The sequence below is a fragment of the Paraburkholderia sp. GAS41 genome, from assembly GCF_050436545.1.
GTDB lineage: Bacteria > Pseudomonadota > Gammaproteobacteria > Burkholderiales > Burkholderiaceae > Paraburkholderia.
The window spans coordinates 327,596-343,333 of sequence record NZ_JBNDMK010000001.1 but is presented as its reverse complement, the minus strand read 5'-3'; the positions used below and the strand labels follow the sequence as shown (position 1 = coordinate 343,333).

Annotated in this window: 14 protein-coding genes; 12 read left to right on the top strand and 2 right to left on the bottom strand. The window is 65.4% G+C overall.

The window, feature by feature from the left end:
- Positions 1–16 precede the first annotated feature (16 nt).
- Entirely contained in the window at positions 17–1,834 is a 1,818-nt protein-coding gene (locus tag P3T43_RS01565; RefSeq protein ID WP_429279260.1) for a methanol/ethanol family PQQ-dependent dehydrogenase, read from the bottom strand.
- Positions 1,835–2,318: 484 nt separating this feature from the next.
- Here P3T43_RS01565 and P3T43_RS01560 point away from each other — a divergent pair, with 484 nt between their 5' ends.
- The 9 genes from P3T43_RS01560 (at position 2,319) to P3T43_RS01520 (ending at position 10,474) form a co-directional block, all read left to right on the top strand.
- Positions 2,319–2,711 (top strand): 4a-hydroxytetrahydrobiopterin dehydratase, encoded by a 393-nt coding sequence (locus P3T43_RS01560; protein WP_429279259.1) that lies wholly within the window; start codon positions 2,319–2,321, stop codon positions 2,709–2,711.
- 164 nt (positions 2,712–2,875) lie between these two features.
- A complete protein-coding gene (locus P3T43_RS01555) occupies positions 2,876–3,910 on the top strand; it encodes a beta-ribofuranosylaminobenzene 5'-phosphate synthase family protein (protein ID WP_429279258.1) in 1,035 nt (344 codons plus the stop codon).
- A gap of 149 nt (positions 3,911–4,059) precedes the next feature.
- Positions 4,060–5,001 carry an NAD(P)-dependent methylenetetrahydromethanopterin dehydrogenase gene (locus P3T43_RS01550; RefSeq protein ID WP_429279257.1) on the top strand — a complete coding sequence of 314 codons (942 nt, stop codon included), beginning with the start codon at positions 4,060–4,062 and terminating at the stop codon, positions 4,999–5,001.
- Positions 5,002–5,045: 44 nt separating this feature from the next.
- Positions 5,046–6,347: an ATP-grasp domain-containing protein gene (locus P3T43_RS01545; protein WP_429279256.1), complete on the top strand. Its 1,302-nt coding sequence runs from the start codon at positions 5,046–5,048 to the stop codon at positions 6,345–6,347.
- Complete coding sequence (gene mch, locus P3T43_RS01540; RefSeq protein WP_429279583.1) at positions 6,322–7,365, top strand: methenyltetrahydromethanopterin cyclohydrolase; 1,044 nt, start codon at positions 6,322–6,324, stop codon at positions 7,363–7,365. The genes P3T43_RS01545 and mch overlap by 26 nt, the downstream gene beginning before the upstream one ends.
- Positions 7,362–8,432 (top strand): ATP-grasp domain-containing protein, encoded by a 1,071-nt coding sequence (locus tag P3T43_RS01535; RefSeq protein ID WP_429279255.1) that lies wholly within the window; start codon positions 7,362–7,364, stop codon positions 8,430–8,432. Before mch ends, P3T43_RS01535 begins: the two co-directional genes overlap by 4 nt.
- A complete protein-coding gene (locus P3T43_RS01530; protein ID WP_429279254.1) occupies positions 8,425–9,363 on the top strand; it encodes a triphosphoribosyl-dephospho-CoA synthase in 939 nt (312 codons plus the stop codon). Before P3T43_RS01535 ends, P3T43_RS01530 begins: the two co-directional genes overlap by 8 nt.
- 104 nt (positions 9,364–9,467) lie before the next feature.
- Positions 9,468–9,977 carry a formaldehyde-activating enzyme gene (gene fae, locus P3T43_RS01525; protein ID WP_429279253.1) on the top strand — a complete coding sequence of 170 codons (510 nt, stop codon included), beginning with the start codon at positions 9,468–9,470 and terminating at the stop codon, positions 9,975–9,977.
- 89 nt (positions 9,978–10,066) lie between these two features.
- The gene (locus P3T43_RS01520) at positions 10,067–10,474 is read left to right on the top strand and encodes a hypothetical protein (RefSeq protein WP_429279252.1); all 408 of its coding nucleotides are present in this window, start codon (positions 10,067–10,069) and stop codon (positions 10,472–10,474) included.
- An 86-nt stretch (positions 10,475–10,560) separates the two neighbouring features.
- Here P3T43_RS01520 and P3T43_RS01515 read toward each other — a convergent pair whose 3' ends face one another.
- Entirely contained in the window at positions 10,561–11,085 is a 525-nt protein-coding gene (locus P3T43_RS01515; protein WP_429279251.1) for a dihydroneopterin aldolase, read from the bottom strand.
- Between the two features lie 488 nt (positions 11,086–11,573).
- On the opposite strand from P3T43_RS01515, the gene P3T43_RS01510 reads away from it, so the two are divergent.
- Genes P3T43_RS01510 through P3T43_RS01500 form a run of 3 tightly spaced genes read left to right on the top strand, consistent with a single transcriptional unit; the run spans position 11,574 to position 15,667 of the window.
- On the top strand, positions 11,574–13,667 hold the full coding sequence (locus P3T43_RS01510) for a sigma-54-dependent Fis family transcriptional regulator (protein WP_429279250.1): 2,094 nt from the start codon (positions 11,574–11,576) through the stop codon (positions 13,665–13,667).
- Complete coding sequence (locus tag P3T43_RS01505; protein WP_429279249.1) at positions 13,664–14,242, top strand: flavoprotein; 579 nt, start codon at positions 13,664–13,666, stop codon at positions 14,240–14,242. The genes P3T43_RS01510 and P3T43_RS01505 overlap by 4 nt, the downstream gene beginning before the upstream one ends.
- 42 nt (positions 14,243–14,284) lie before the next feature.
- On the top strand, positions 14,285–15,667 hold the full coding sequence (locus P3T43_RS01500) for a DUF6513 domain-containing protein (protein WP_429279248.1): 1,383 nt from the start codon (positions 14,285–14,287) through the stop codon (positions 15,665–15,667).
- Positions 15,668–15,738: the final 71 nt, after the last annotated feature.

Sequence of the window (15,738 nt, the reverse complement as noted above, 5' to 3'; positions counted from 1 at the left end):
GATTCATAGATCGACTTCAGCTATTGCTGCCGGGAATGGCAAACACGAACAGCGTGCCGCCCAACGCCGTGTACTTCGCAAGCTCGCGGTACCCACCTACAGCACCGAGACCTTCAGTCGACTTCTCGAGACCTGCCGCCATGCCGATGCCGGCCCAGCCGCCGATACCCGAGTAGACGCCGATGAACTGCTTGCCCTGATACTCATACGTAAACACGTTGCCGATGATCCCTGACGGGGTCTTGAAGCGCCACAGCTCCTTGCCGTCGCTGATGCGGACCGCCTTGATGTAGCCTTCCAGCGTGCCGTAGAACGCCACGCCGCCGGCTGTCGCCAGCACGCCCGACCACACCGAGAATTTCTCCGGCTTGGACCAGACGATCTTGCCCTTCGCCGCATCCCAGGCAATGAAGTTACCCATCGAGTTGTTGTCGTTCGGGCCCGGATACATCGACAGCGTGGCGCCCACGTATGGCTGACCCGAAACATAATCGACATCGAACGGTTCGTAGTCCATACACACGTGATTGGTCGGCACGAGGAAGAGCTTCGAATTCGGGTCGAACGCCGCCGGTTGCTGGTCCTTCGAGCCCAGCGCCGCCGGGCAGATGCCCTTCACGTTGTGGTCGGCCCCTGCTGCCTGCGTCGAATATGCCGCGTTGCGAATCGGCTTGCCGCTTTGCAGATCCACGTGGTCGGCCCAGTTCACCGCCGGGTCGTACTTCTGCGCCACCAGCAGTTGTCCCGTCTCGCGATTCAGCGTGTAGCCAAAACCATTGCGGTCGAAGTGAACGATCGCCGGGACCTTCTTGCCGTTGATCGTCAGGTCCGAGAGGATCATTTCGTTGACACCGTCATAGTCCCATTCGTCGTGGGGTGTCATCTGATAGACCCACCTGGCCTCACCGGTATTCAGATCGCGCGCAAAAATCGACATCGACCATTTGTTGTCGCCCGGACGTTGCGAGGGGTTCCATGTACCCGGATTGCCGGTGCCGTAGTAGACAAGGTTGAGTTTCGGATCCCACGCGTACCAGCCCCAGGTGGTGCCGCCGCCCAGTTTCCACTGGTCCCCCTTCCAGGACTTCAGCGACGAGTCCGCGCCGATCGGCACCATCTTGCCGTCGGTGTAGGTCATCGTCTTGTCCGGGTTGAGCAGCATCTCGTTGTCCGGACCCGTGCTATAGGCCGTCCATGCCGGTTTCCCGGTCTTGATGTCATACGCGATGATGCGTCCGCGCACACCGAACTCGCCGCCCGAGATGCCGGTCAGCACCTTGTCGCCGAACACGTGCGGCGCATTGGTGTTGGTTTCGCCTGCTTTTGGATTGCCGTTTTGCGCGCTCCATACTACGTCGCCGGTTTTCGCATCCAACGCCACCAGTTTGGTGTCGGCCTGCTGCAGGAAGATCTTGCCGTCGCCATATGCGAGCCCGCGGTTGACGGTATCGCAGCACATCACGGACACCACCTGTTCATCCTGTTTCGGCAGGTACTGCCAGATGAACGTCTGGTCTTTCAGATTGATTGCAATAACCTTGTTGGGGAACGGCGAGTGGATATACATGGTGTCGCCGATCACGAGCGGCGAGCCTTCGTGGCCACGCAGCACGCCGGTCGACATGGTCCACGCGACCTGTAGCTTCCCGACGTTGTTTTCGTTGATCTGCTTGAGTGGGCTGTAGCGATGATTCGAATAATCGCCCGCCTGGGCCGCCCAGTTGGACGGACTTTTCAAGAGCGTATCGAGCTGCGGATCGGCCTGTGCAATGATAGAACTCAAGGCTGCCGACGCGAGGATCGCGAGCCCAAGAACCGTAGTGCGTAAGTTCATGTCTCCTCCAGAATGGTCTTGCTGTTCAACTCACGAATGACCACGCTACCTCGTCGCATCGGGCGCGCCTCCATGGATGCGGGTAACGATCTGCGCCCTCACCCGATCGTTGTCGGGCTTTGCGGCGCATGACGGCCGACGCATATTCCATGCCGGAATCGAACTACCGTGCACAACCCGCGCCACCACCGGCGCATGGTCAGCTGTCGGGACGCGCCACGCGGCACAGGCTGCGCGCCTTGCGTCGATGGACCCACCCGGCATCCGCTTCGGATCCCTGACGATCGGGCGCCATGGTGTCACGGCCGTGACCGGCTGCGTCGCGCCACGTGGGACATTCTGTGCCACGCCGCGATACGAAGCGTGTCCGTCCAGAGCCAAGCCGCGACAAAACCGCTACACGTGCGGCCTATCGCGTGACAGGCCCGTCTATTGCAGCGCATCATGCAGTGATAAGCGGTTCCACACGAGCGGAGCAACGGTCATGGCAAACACCGAACAGGTCTATTCCGACGAGGAGATCCAGCAACGCCTCGTTGGCCCGCTACAGCACTGGTATCTCGAAGAGGGCTGGCTGCGGCGCAAATATCGCACCGAAGGCTGGAAAGGCACCCTGATGGTGGTGAACGCGGTGGGCCACCTCGCGGAAGCCGCCTGGCATCATCCGGATCTCACGGTCTCCTATGCATTCGTGACGGTCAAGCTGAAGACGCACTCCGCGAAGGGCATCACGGATAAGGACTTCGCGCTCGCCAGCAAAATCGAATCGTTCATCCAGTGGCAGCCGGGAACCGAAGGCGGCCCGCTCGAAGGCACGCCGGCCGACGACCAGCGCTTCCGCTATATCAAGTACGACGCGCCGAAAACCACCCCGTGAGAGCAGCGCGGTGTGTTGCGCCGCGCGCCTGGTACGGCTTTCGCTTGAAGTGCCCCGCCGGGCCGCTCTGCCACGGCACGCGCCGTCGCACGGCGGCCCTCGGGGTACGCCCAGGGTACGACCGGTAATGCGCGGCCAGTCAGGCACGAACAAGGATACTCACGATGCAGCTGCACAGCCGCCGCCTTCAATCAGACGCCTGCGTGATGGTCGATGCGCCCGCGCGGCTCCATCTGGGCTTTCTCGATCCGAACGCGTCGCTAGGACGCGCGTTCGGCAGCCTCGGGCTGATGATCGACGGGGCCGGCACGCGCGTCGAGGCGCGCGTCGCCGAGCGTGACCAGATCGAAGGCGCACTGAGCGAGGCGGATCGCGAGCGCATTGCGATCTGCCTGGAACGGCTGCACGCCGCCTATGACCCCACGCCGGTCGCGATCGACGTGACGCAGACGCCGCGCGCGCACAGCGGCCTGGGATCGGGCACACAACTGTCGCTGGCGGTCGGCAGCGCCTTCGTTCATTTGCTCGGCCATGCCGCGACCGGCGCAGAGCTGGCGAGCCTGCTCGGCCGCGGTGCGCGCTCGGGCATCGGCGTGCGGGGTTTCGAAGCCGGCGGCCTGTTGCTGGACGGCGGACCGTCCGGCGACCTGCACGCGGTCGTGCCGCCTCTGCTCGCACGCCAACCGTTTCCAGATAGCTGGCGCATCCTGCTGGTCAGCGACACCACCCGCGAAGGGCTGCACGGTGCCGAAGAACGGCGCGGCCTCGCCGCCCTCGCCCCGTTTCCGCAAAAGCTCGCCGCGCATCTGTGCCACCTCGTCCTGATGAAGATCTTGCCAGGCGTCGCGGAGCGCAGCCTCGTGCCGTTCGCGCAAGGTCTCACGGAGATGCAGCAGACCATCGGCGAATACTTTGCCCCCGTGCAAGGCGGCGTATTCGCCAGCCTCGATGTCGAACGTGCGCTGCGCGCCGTGGCCGCGGAGCGCACCGCGGGCATCGGCCAAAGTTCATGGGGACCGACGGGCTTTGCGATCGTCGCCAGCGCACGCGAGGCCGAGGGTGCGCTCGCCACGGCCCGCGAGGCGACACGCGGGATGCCGCACATCGAGTGCACGGTCGTCGCCGGGCGCAATCGCGGCGCGACGGTGCGTTCCGCCGAAGCGCGGCAGCGGCAGCACCAGCGCATCGACGCCGCATGACGTGCCACGCCGCCACGCTGCGACGCCGGCCGATGCGGCTGACACATCAGCAGCCCCGCACCGTCCGGCGCCGTCGAATGCCGCCGCTTGCAGCCATGCGCCGCTCGCTTGCGCCCGCCTGAGAAACGCCACTGAACGAGCCTTCCGCCATGTCCGACACCACTGAAAAACCCGCTGAAAGGCCTTATATCCTGCACATGCTGACGGCCACGCCGCAGATGAGCCCATTCGACGTCAACATGGCCGCCGACGCCGGCTATCAGATCATCGTGCCGTATTGCAGTGTCGAAGCCGGGATGGTTGCGAATCTGACTCAGGACGCGATTTTTTCGCGTGGTCCGAAAGGGGTGTCGCGTACCGGCATTTTCATTGGCGGGCGCGATGTCATGCTCGCGGCCGATATGCTCGAAAACGCACGTAAAGCCATGGTGCCGCCCTTCGAAGTGTCGGTGTTCGCCGATCCAAGCGGTTCGTACACCACTGCCGCCGCGCTCGTCGCGCTGGTCGAACGGCATCTGGCCAAGGCGTACGGCATGGAACTGGGCGGCAAGCGCGTGTTGATTCTCGGCGGCACCGGCGCGGTCGGCCGGGTCGCCGCGGCCATGGCGGCCTCGCTCGGCGCCGACGTGTCGATTGCCAGCCACTCCGCGGAGGCGCGCGCGGTGCGCGTCAGCGATGAGCTCAATCAACGCTTCGGCATCGTCACCAAAGGGGTGGGCACTGGCACGCCCGCCGAACTGCACGCGGCCTTAGGCGTGGCGGAGATCGTCCTCGCCACCGCGGTCGCCGGCGTTCAGGTGGTCAGCACGGCCGATCTCGCGCATGCCGGCCATCTGCTGATTGCCGCCGATGTGAACGCCGTGCCGCCGGAAGGCATCGCGGGCGTCAACGTGATGAACGACGGCAAGCCGATCGAGGGCGTGCCGACTGCCGCCGGCGCCATCGGCATCGGTGCGCTGGCAATCGGCAACGTCAAATATCAGGTCGAGCATCGCCTGTTCATTCGCATGCGCACCGGCGGCAAACCGGTCTACCTCGGTTTTCCCCAGGCCTTCGACGAAGCCCGCGCCGTTGCAGCCGGCCTCGGCTGAGCGCGCCGCGTGACCCTCTGCGCACCAGCGCTACCGGAGCCGCCATGAGTTCGCGTCCATCGCTCTCGCATGCGCCATTTGTCGCGGTGGCCGGGCTGTCCGCGCGCATGCTGGCGCAGTCCGCTGCGCGTGCAGGCCTGCGGGTCGTCGCCCTCGATGTGTTCGGCGACCGGGATACCCGCGAGGCCGCCGAACTGTGGTTCGACATCGGCGCCGGCCCGCTGTCGATCGACGCCACGCGGCTCGTGGCGGCGCTCGAACGCGCGGCGCGCCTGCCGGGGATGATCGGGTGGATCGGCGGCAGCGGGCTCGAACCGTTCGTCACGCAGTTGTGTCGCACGCGCGACCTGCCGCGCTTGATCGGCAATCCTGAACACGTCAACGCCGCAGTACGCGATCCGCAGCGGTTTTTTGCGCTGCTGGACGCGCTCGATATTCCCCATCCCGCGGTTGCGTTTGCACGGCCTGCTGACGGGAGCATCGAAACGCAACACTGGCTGATCAAACACGCCGACGGTTGCGGCGGCACGCATATCGAACCGGTTTCGATGCCCGGCGCTGCGCACCTTCCCGCGCAAGCCTATTTCCAGCGCTTGAGCAGCGGCCGCCCGCACTCGGCGCTATTTGTCGCCGCGCGCGGCAGCGCGCGCGTGCTCGGCTTCGCCGAGCAGCTCACCTGCAGGATGGGCACGCTGCCCTACGTCCACGCCGGCTCGATGGGTCCGCTCGGAGCGGCCGAGTTGTCGCCCGTCGTCGAAGCGCGCGTGCGCGCTGCGATTGCTGCAATCTGCGCGCGCACCGGTCTTATCGGCATCAATAGCTGTGACTTTCTGCTCGACGGTGAAGTGTTCGAACTACTCGAAATTAACACCCGCCCCTCGTCGACGATGACGCTTTACGAAACCGCGTCACCCGAGGCGTGGCCGAATGGGCTGCTCGCGTGGCATATCGAAGCATGCCGGCATGGCCGCCTGCCGCCATCCGAAGCGCAGGCGACGTTTGCAGTGCCTGCGGCATCTGAGGTATCTGTCGCACCCGTTGCTCCAGTCATGCCAAAGGCGCACCCGCTCGCTGCGTGGCGCGCCGGTCAACAGGTGCTGTTCGCGCCGCGTCCGTTTCTCGTCTCCCAAAGCTTCAGCGATGCCTGTCTGCGCGACCCGTGCTGCCGCGACGTGCCGATGCCCGGCACGTGGATCGAAGCCGGACAGCCGATCTGCACACTGCTCGTGCGCGCCGCTTCGCTCCCGGCCGTACGGCACGCGCTCGAAGCGCAGCGCGCGCTGGTTCTGCAACGCATCGAAACCCGCCATGAGCCCGACTATGCCTTCATCCAATGCCACTCCTGATGCGCCCGAGCCGCCGCTCGCCGGTGCCGGCGTGCCGAGCGTCAACGCGCTCAGCGAGCGTCTCGTCAAGCGTCTGGTCGACGACGCCGCGCGCTTCGGCGCGGTTGTCAGCCACACCGAAAACGGCACCGTGCTGGTGGACGCGGGCGTGGTCGCGCCGGGCAGCGTCGCGGCAGGCGTGCTGATTGCGCGCATCTGCATGGGCGGTCTCGGCCACGTCACGGTGCGCGAAAGCCTCGGCGAAAGCGTCGAAGCGCAGCCCCTGTGGCCCAGCATGATCGAAGTGCGCACCTCGTGGCCGGTGCTCGCCTGCCTCGGCAGCCAGTACGCCGGATGGAGCCTCGCCGCCACCAAAGAACAGACCGGCGGCAAGAAATTCTTCTCGCTCGGCTCGGGGCCGGCTCGCGCGCTGGCCGTCAAGGAACCGCTATTCGCCGAACTCGGCTACCGCGACCGCCACGAGCGCGGGGTGCTGGTCCTCGAAGTAGACCGTCTGCCGCCGCAGGTCGTGATCGACAAGGTGCTGCACGATTGCGGCCTTGCGCCTGAGCAGTTGACGCTTGTCACCACGCCGACACACTCTGTCGCGGGAACGGTACAGGTGGTGGCGCGCGTCGTCGAAGTTGCATTGCACAAAACCCATGTGCTCGGCGTGCCGCTCGCCGAAGTCGTGGAAGGCGGCGGCTCCGCTCCCTTGCCGCCGCCCGCGCCGGACGGCATTCAGGCGATGGGCCGCACCAACGACGCGATCCTCTATGGCGGGCGCGTGCATCTTACGGTGAAGCACGACGCGGTGGCCCGACAGCTTGCCGCCGAATTGCCCGCGTCCACCTCGCGCGATTACGGCCGCCCGTTCGCCGACATCTTTACTTCGTTCAACTACGACTTCTACCAGATCGATCCCGCCCTGTTCGCGCCAGCGGAAGTGTGGGTGAGCAGCCTCGAAAGCGGTGCGACCTGGCACGGCGGCCGCGTCGAGGCCGCGCTGCTGCACGAGCAATGGAACGGCAAGCCATGAACGTCGCGGCACCCGGCGCTTTATCTGACGTAGAGCCCGCCTCGCCACGCGCGGGGGTGCGGATCGCCATCATGACCGACGAAACCGGCTGGCATACGGGGCGCCTGAAAAAGGCCTTCCGTGCGCGCGGCGCGGAGGCGCGTTGCATCGATCTGGCGGACTGCCGGATCGACACGACCTGGGCACCGCATGGCCTGGTACTGCCAGGCTTCGGCCACACGCTGCCCGATGCGGTCTTTGTGCGCGGCATTGCCGGGGGCACCTTCGAGCAGGTCACGTTACGGCTCGGCATCCTGCATGCATTGCGCGAATCCGGCGTCCCCGTCTACAACGATGCGCGCGCGATCGAGCGCAGCGTCGATAAATCGATGACGAGTTTTCTGCTGCATCGCCACGGCGTACCGACGCCTGCGACATGGGCCGGGGAATCGGCCGCCTTTGCGCAACGCGTCCTGATGCGAGAGGCAGCCGCCGGACGTCAGGTCGTGCTCAAGCCGCTGTTCGGTTCGCAAGGTCAAGGACTGAAACGGCTCGGCGCCCATGGTGCGCTCGGCGCGGGTGGTGCGCACGCGGGCGCGCTGACGCCGCTGCCTTCACTCAAGGCGTTCCAGCAGGTTGCCTATCTGCAGCGCTATATCGAGGGCGGGCGTCCCGGCTTCGACTGGCGCGTGCTGGTGATTGGCGGCCGTGCCGTAGCGGCGATGCGGCGCGTCGGCGGCAAAGGCTGGATTCACAACTTCGCCCAGGGCGCCACGTGCGAAGCCGCCGAACTCGATCTGCCGCTCGCGCAGACGGCCGTGCGGGCCACCGAGGCACTCGGCCTCGACTACGCGGGTGTCGACCTGATTCCCGATCCGCACGATTCCGCCCGGCCGCTCGTGCTGGAAGTCAACGGCGTGGCGGCGTGGCGCGGCCTGCAATCGGTCACCTCGGTCGACCTCGCGGCGGCGCTCGCCGACGACCTGCTGCTGCGCAAGCTGCCCGCACAGCGCCAGGGCGCCGCAGCCGCAGGGCACGCGCAAACCGACGCCGCCGCCGTTGTGGCCTTACCCGGCCGCCATGGCTGACATACCCCGTTCCATCCCGCTCGAGGCCGTTCACGCCGCGTTCCTCGCGGCCTGCCGGCTCGACGTGGAGACCCCCAAACCCGGCAACGTCAGCCTGAAAAGCGCCGGACACGGCATGCATGCCGAGCAGTTCATCCTCAGCGCGCAAGCGGCCGCTGCCGCGCTGCTGGCACGCGGCGCACCGGTCGGCCTGCGCGTGCTGGAGGCCGTCACCCGCACGCGCGATGCGGTCGGCTGCAATACGAATCTCGGCATCCTGCTGCTCGTCGCGCCGCTCGCCGCCGCGCGGGAGGATGCGGAGTACCCGTTGACGGCGGACCGCTGGCACGCTGCGACCGAAAGAGTGCTGGCACGGCTCGATCTCGACGACGCACGTCTCGCCTACCGCGCGATCGCGCTCGCCAATCCCGGCGGTCTTGGCGAAGTGTCCGAACAATCGGTCCACGCGCCGCCGACGCTCGACCTGCGCGCAGCGATGACGCTCGCCGCCGGCCGCGACAGCATTGCCCGCCAGTACGCGGAAGGCTTTCGCGACATCTTTGGAGGCGGCCTCGCCGCGTGGCGCGAACTATCCGCCGGCGACGCGCGAATCGCCACGCTCAATGTCTTTCTCACGTTCCTCGGCAACTGGCCCGACTCTCACATTGTGCGTAAGCAGGGCATGACCGTGGCGCAGAGTGTCACGCTTGCGGCACGCGAACGGCACGCGCAATGGCACGCCGTGCTCGCGCAAACGGGCCCGGATGCGGCACTTGCATCGCTCGATGCATGGGACACCGAACTGAAGGCCGGCGCCATCAACCCCGGCACCAGCGCGGACCTGACCGTGGCGACCCTGTTCGTCGCCGGCTGCCTCGCCTGGGCCCGCAGCGGCGCTCCCGGCTCGTCGCAGCAAAACGAAGCTCACATTGGCACGGATCCTGTTAGTTAGTGCCACTGCGCATCAACACGCCGGCCGGCGATCGGGTAAGCGGATCGCCACCGGCGCATGTCAGTCAGTCGTCGAGTCACTATTCCACTCATTGGAGGAACAGAATGGCCAAGATCAATCGCGTCCTGATAGGAGAGTCGCTCATCGGCGACGGCAACGAGGTTGCACACATCGACTTGCTGATGGGACCGCGAGGTTCGGCGGCGGAAGTCGCATTCTGTAATGCGCTCACCAATAATAAGGACGGCTTCACGTCGCTGCTCGCGGTCGTCGCACCGAACCTGCTCACCAAGCCGAACACGATTCTGTTCAACAAGGTGACGATCAAGGGTGCCAAGCAGGCGGTACAGATGTTCGGCCCCGCGCAGCACGCGGTTGCACTCGCCGTTGCGGACAGCGTCGAAGACGGTACGATCCCGGCAGACGAGGCAGACGATCTGTTCCTGTGCGTGGGGGTCTTCATCCACTGGCAGGCCGAGGACGACAAGAAGATTCAGGAATTCAACTACCAGGCGACGCGCGAGGCCATCAAGCGTGCCGTTGCCGGTGAACCGAGCGCGGCGGAAGTCGTGGCGAAAAAGGGCAGCGTCGCGCATCCGTTTGCATCGAACTGACGATGCGCGGATTGGCGTGGGGGCGGCAAGGGTCCGCGGTTGCGCAGGCCCTTGCCGTGACGCGACCCTCTCATAGAGAGAGGCAACCGATGACCAAACGATCTCGTGCACTGGCGGTCTGTGCCTTCATTGCGCTAGCGGCGCCGCTCGCCTGGGCGGACGGCGATGCGCCGACGGCGCCGGCCCTGGCGGGAGGTTATAACTATCCGACGCAAGGACGCGTCGAATATGTCCTCACTTGCATGGACGACAACGGCCACGATTTCGCGAACGTCTATAAATGTTCGTGCGTAATCGACAAGATGGCCACCGCGCTGCCCTACGAGGAATTCGTCGATCAGTCGACGTTCTCCAGGTACGCCACCTTGGGCGGCGAAGGCGGCTCGGAGTTTCGGGTCGACCAGGCGAAAGCGCAGACGAAGAAATTTCGCGCCCTGCAAGCCGAGGCCTACCGCAGTTGTGGATTAGGCCCGGACAAGTCGGCCTCAGCGAAATAGCCCGCCGGGTTTGAGAGATCACCGGCGGATTGCCGGGTGATTGCATTCACTACGCGGCGCCGGTAACGGCCCCGCACCCTCTTTCGCTAGTCGGGAATCAGCCCTGCGCCAAGCAACGCATAACCTGTCACCCCGACGGCCGTGTGCGGCATATCGCTGCGCTGCCGCTCGATCTGCACGCCGACCGCCGACACGTCGTCGAACTTCGCGGGTTTAGCGAGCGCGACGCGCACCCAGTGCGCGCCGAATTCGGTGATCAGCAGGCGCGCCACCGCTTCCGCAAGCGCTTCGAGCAAGCGCACGCCATGGGTGGCCAGTAACGCATGCAACGCACTGCGTACCGCCGCATAATTAATCGTGTCCTCGATTCGATCGGTGCTGCATGCACGGATCGAGGGGACCCCGATGGCGAGATTCATCCGTACCGGCTGCGGCACATGTTGCTCGCTGCTGTCGATGCCGATGATGGTCTGCCCCACGAAGTCTTCGATGAAGACGATATCCATGCGCCCGCTTTGCCTCGCCGCAGCGAGCGAGTCGAACGGCGCCGCAGTGCCGGCAGCGCCGGCAGCGGAGAAACGGGCGAGGCGAACAGCATCGAGACGGTCCATGGTGTACTCCGCCGCAGCGCGGCAAATAATCAGCAGACAAGCAGCAAGCGCATGAGCGGGAAAATTAGCAAGCGGCGTAAAAACGGCCCTGAAATCCGGGCAAAAGCGGCACTTCGGGTAAACGCAAATCTGCACAACCAGGCCAGGATCCGCAGCACGCTGCGCCGAACCTGCAACACACGCCGCGCCGCTGTCGCATGGGATAACCCCAGCCACAGACGGTTTCAATAAAAGCAAAAAGCGGGCGCGCTATGTAGAGGTAGCACGACTTTCTATTGAACAGGAACGACATAGGGCGTACAGTTTTGTGCCAATGCCTGATTCCGAGCAGGTCATTTGGTGCGCATACGGCCCCCAGAAACTGTAGCGCCAGGGGAAAGACGGCTTTGAAAAGATAAAGCGACACTCATGACGCGCATGGCGAAGCAGAGCACACGCAACGCACTGTGAGCCGGCGCGGACGAATTGACGCAACGGAGACAAACCCCATGTCGTTGCTCACTGACAGCTCTATGCACGTCCGTGAAGTCCTGAACGTCGTCAATCATCAATTGGCGACGCGTCCGACGAGCGCGCCCGTCGCTCAGTCCTGGGCGCGCTGCATGAACGAATTCCAGCTCGATCCGTCCCGCTTCGTCGTGCCCCCGGTCCTGACGGACTACGAACTAAGTTCGCGCCGCGAGGCAATGGGCGATCTGATCGCCTGCTCCAAGCTCGAAATGACCACGCTGTATCAGCAACTGGCCGATCCCGAACTCGCGGTGGTGCTGGTCGATGCAGGTGGCATGATCGTCCATCAGGTGTCGTCGGTGCCGTTCGCCGAAGCGGTCGCGGCGGACGGTTTTCGCGTGGGCGCCTTGTGGAGCGAGCGCGAAGCCGGCACCAACGGCATGGGCACGTGCCTCGCCGAACGCGACTGCATCGCCGTTTGCCAGCACGAGCATTTCTATCCGCGCTATACGTCGCTCACCTGCTCCGCCGCGCCCATTTTCGACGACAGCGGCGAGATTGCTGGCGTGCTGGATGTCACGAGCCGCTCGAAGCTGCTGCAGCAGCATTCGCTGGTGCTGGTCGGCATGTCGCGGCAGATGATCGAAAACCGGCTGCTGGATGCGCGTTACCGCCATGCGAACATGATCCATTTCCACAGCCGCCCGGAATTCGTCGGCACGCTGCATGGCGGCAAGCTGGCGGTGGCGGACGACAGCACCGTGCTCGCCGCGAATCGCAGCGCCCTGTTCCAGCTCGGTTTCCGCACGCTCGGCGAGTTGCGCGGTCGCCGTATCGAAGAAGCCTTCAACGCCTCGCTCGAAGACATGATCGCGCGCAGCATCCGCGGCTCGTTCCATCCGGTCACCGTGTACAGCGCGAACGCGACCAACCGCTTCTTTCTGGTTGCGCAGACGCCGCAAAACAGCGCGGAACGTGGCGTGCGCGTGGCAGTCAGCGCACCCGCGCCGCGCGCCAGCGCCCCGGAAAAGCGGTCGGCGCCCGCCCGGCTCGACCAGATCGCGCACCTGGAATTCGGCGACCCGCGCATGGCCTCGCAGATCCAGCTTGCGGCGCGTGTGGTCCAGCGCAAGATTCCGATCATCCTCCGGGGGCAAACGGGTACCGGCAAGGAGGTCTTCGCGCAGGCGCTGCATAGCATCAGCCCGCACGCAGCCGGTCCGTTCGTGCCGGTGAACTGCGCGTCGCTGCCGGAAAATCTGATCGAAAGCGAACTGTTCGGCTATCGCGCGGGCGCGTTTACCGGCGCGCAGCGCGAAGGACGGCGCGGCAAGATCGTGCAGGCCAGCGGCGGCACGCTGTTTCTCGACGAAATCGGCGACATGCCGCTCGCGCTGCAGGCGCGCTTGCTGCGCGTGATCGAGGAACACGAGGTGACGCCGCTCGGCGCTGAAACGACCATCAAGGTCGATTTCCAGCTCATTAGCGCCAGTCACCGCAATCTGATCGAACTGGTGCACAGCGGGCAGTTCCGCGAGGACCTGTATTACCGGCTCAAGGGCGTCGAGCTGAATCTGCCGCCGCTGAGCGAGCGGGTCGACAAGCTCGCGCTGATTCATCACCTGCTCGAAAACGAAACCAACAACGATCCGCCCGAGTTGACCGCCGAAGCCGAGCACGCGCTGCTCACCTATGCGTGGCCCGGCAATATCCGCCAGCTCCGTCACGTCCTGCAGATGGCCGTCGCGCTGTGCGACGGCCAACCGATTCGCTGCGAGGATCTGCCCGTCGAAATCACCCAACGGATGCCGGAAAGCGCGCTGACAGCGCCTGCGCAGGCCCCGCTGGCCGCCCTCGGCTCGCATCCCGCCGACGAAGCGGATCTCTCCGCGCTCAACGCGATTCAGTTGAACGAACGCGGCACCGTCCTGACCCTGCTCGACGAGCACCGCTGGAACGTCAGCAACGTCGCCAAGGCACTCGGCATCAGCCGCAATACGCTGTACCGGAAGATGCGTCGGCTGCATATCCGCCTGTCGCACGACGGCTCGTCGCTCGACGGCGAACCGCCCGATGATTCGCTCTCCGATGCAATGCTCCACGAAGAAGCGCCGCCCACTGCCGACGCATGACCCAGGCGCCCGCTCGTCATCTCGCTGATTTCAAGCCCGATGCGCGCTTCGCGTGGTGCGTAACCGGCTCCGGCCATCTGCTCGAGGAGTCGATCGCGCTTGCGCTCGAGTTGCCGCGCGTCGATCTGTTCCTGTCCGCCGCCGCGGAAGAAGTCTTGCCGCTCTATGGCTGGCCCCTGCCGAAGCTGCGCCAGCATTTCCGCGTGTTGCGCGACAACAGTGCGAGCGGCGTGCCGGTTGGCATGCTCTATCACGGCATGTACCACACGGTGGTGATCGCACCGGCCACCAGCAACACCGTGGCCAAATGCGCGTTCGGCATCTCCGATACGCTGCCCACCAATATGTACGCGCAGGCGGGCAAACAATGCATCCCAGGCATTGTCTTTGCGTGCGACACGGAGCCGACTGTGGTCACGCAAAGCCCGAACGAATGGGTCGAACTGCGTCCACGGAAGATCGAACTCGACAACGTGGAGCGCCTGTCGCGCTTCGAATACACGACCCTCGTGCGCTCGCTGGACGAACTGAAAGCGGCGCTCGCCGAACGCCTTGCGACGCTGAACCCGGCATGAGCCGGTCCCCTCGCTCCCTGTGGCCGCGGCCCGCGTACTGACATGGACCACATCGTCTTCCTGACTGGCCGGCTTGCCGAAAGGAGCCTGATCCGTGCGCTCGAAAGCATGGCGCCGACGCCGTTCAGCTGGGAAATCCGCGAAATCGGCCTACAGGTCGCCGCACTCATGACCGCCGACCTGATTCGCCGCCGCGTGCCCGCTCCGCTCGTGGCGCAGCGGGTCATCGTGCCTGGACGTTGCCGCGGCGATCTCGCCGCGCTGACCGAGCACTACGGCGTGCGCTTCGAGCGCGGTCCCGAAGAGGTCAAGGATCTGCCGCAATTCTTCGGCCGCGAGGCGCAGCGGTTCGATCTGACGCGCTACGACACGCAGATTTTTGCCGAGATCGTCGACGCGCCACGCCTCGATCTGGACGGCATCGCCGCACGTGCGCGCGAGTACGCCGCGCAGGGCGCCGATGTGATCGACATTGGGTGCCTGCCCGAAACGCCGTTTCCGCATCTCGAAGACGCGGTGCGCCTGCTGAAAGCGCAGGGATACCGCGTGAGCGTCGATTCGATGCGCAGTGACGAGTTGCTGCGCGGCGGCCGCGCGGGCGCGGATTATCTGATGAGCCTCAACCTCGATACGCTATGGATTGCTGACGAAGTGCCGGCCACGCCGATCCTCGTCGCCCGCGAACCGAACGACCCGGCCTCGCTCGATGCCGCGATCGACCTGCTCGCCGGCCGCGGCCGCGCGTTTCTCGCCGATCCGATTCTCGATCCGATTCCGTTCGGTCTCGCCGCGTCGATTGCGCGTTATGTCCGGTTGCGCGAACGCTACCCCGAGATCGCCATCATGATGGGCATCGGCAATGTGACCGAGCTGACCGAGGCCGATACCAGCGGCATCAACGCGGTGCTGCTGGGCATGGCAGCGGAGCTTCGTGTGAGTGCGGTGCTCACCACGTCGGTCAGTCTGCATGCGCGGCGCGCGGTGCGCGAGGCGGACGTTGCGCGCCGCGTGATGTACGCCGCCCGCGAAGCGCAGGTGCTGCCCAAGGGCATCGACGACGATCTCGCGACCGTGCATGCCAAACGGCCGTTCCCGTACAGCGCCGCTGAAATCGCCGAGGTTGCCCACGAGGTGCGCGACCCGAACTTTCGCGTCCAGGTCAGCGCTGATGGCATTCATGTGTACAACCGTGACGGACATCGCCGCGGCGAGGACCCTTTCGCGCTCTATCCGGACCTGCATCTCGAAGCCGATGGCGGGCACGCGTTCTATATGGGCGTGCAGCTCGCCCGCGCGGAAATCGCGTGGCGGCTCGGCAAGCGCTTCGATCAGGACCAGCCGCTCGACTGGGGCTGCGCGCTCGAGCGGCCCGAGCAGGATCTGATGGCATGGCAGGCTCCGGGGGCAACCGTCAAGAAACGCTGAGGGCGTGAGACTCCAACGTGCATTCATCGCGCTATGAACAGGGTGCTAGCGCCTTCATCACCTTCGTTCTC

Coding starts and splice junctions, on each gene's coding strand:
- P3T43_RS01565 (WP_429279260.1), bottom strand. CDS start 1,834: ATGAACTTACGCACTACGGTTCTTGGGCTCGCGATCCTCGCGTCGGCA.
- P3T43_RS01560 (WP_429279259.1), top strand. CDS start 2,319: ATGGCAAACACCGAACAGGTCTATTCCGACGAGGAGATCCAGCAACGC.
- P3T43_RS01555 (WP_429279258.1), top strand. CDS start 2,876: ATGCAGCTGCACAGCCGCCGCCTTCAATCAGACGCCTGCGTGATGGTC.
- P3T43_RS01550 (WP_429279257.1), top strand. CDS start 4,060: ATGTCCGACACCACTGAAAAACCCGCTGAAAGGCCTTATATCCTGCAC.
- P3T43_RS01545 (WP_429279256.1), top strand. CDS start 5,046: ATGAGTTCGCGTCCATCGCTCTCGCATGCGCCATTTGTCGCGGTGGCC.
- mch (WP_429279583.1), top strand. CDS start 6,322: ATGCCTTCATCCAATGCCACTCCTGATGCGCCCGAGCCGCCGCTCGCC.
- P3T43_RS01535 (WP_429279255.1), top strand. CDS start 7,362: ATGAACGTCGCGGCACCCGGCGCTTTATCTGACGTAGAGCCCGCCTCG.
- P3T43_RS01530 (WP_429279254.1), top strand. CDS start 8,425: ATGGCTGACATACCCCGTTCCATCCCGCTCGAGGCCGTTCACGCCGCG.
- fae (WP_429279253.1), top strand. CDS start 9,468: ATGGCCAAGATCAATCGCGTCCTGATAGGAGAGTCGCTCATCGGCGAC.
- P3T43_RS01520 (WP_429279252.1), top strand. CDS start 10,067: ATGACCAAACGATCTCGTGCACTGGCGGTCTGTGCCTTCATTGCGCTA.
- P3T43_RS01515 (WP_429279251.1), bottom strand. CDS start 11,085: ATGGACCGTCTCGATGCTGTTCGCCTCGCCCGTTTCTCCGCTGCCGGC.
- P3T43_RS01510 (WP_429279250.1), top strand. CDS start 11,574: ATGTCGTTGCTCACTGACAGCTCTATGCACGTCCGTGAAGTCCTGAAC.
- P3T43_RS01505 (WP_429279249.1), top strand. CDS start 13,664: ATGACCCAGGCGCCCGCTCGTCATCTCGCTGATTTCAAGCCCGATGCG.
- P3T43_RS01500 (WP_429279248.1), top strand. CDS start 14,285: ATGGACCACATCGTCTTCCTGACTGGCCGGCTTGCCGAAAGGAGCCTG.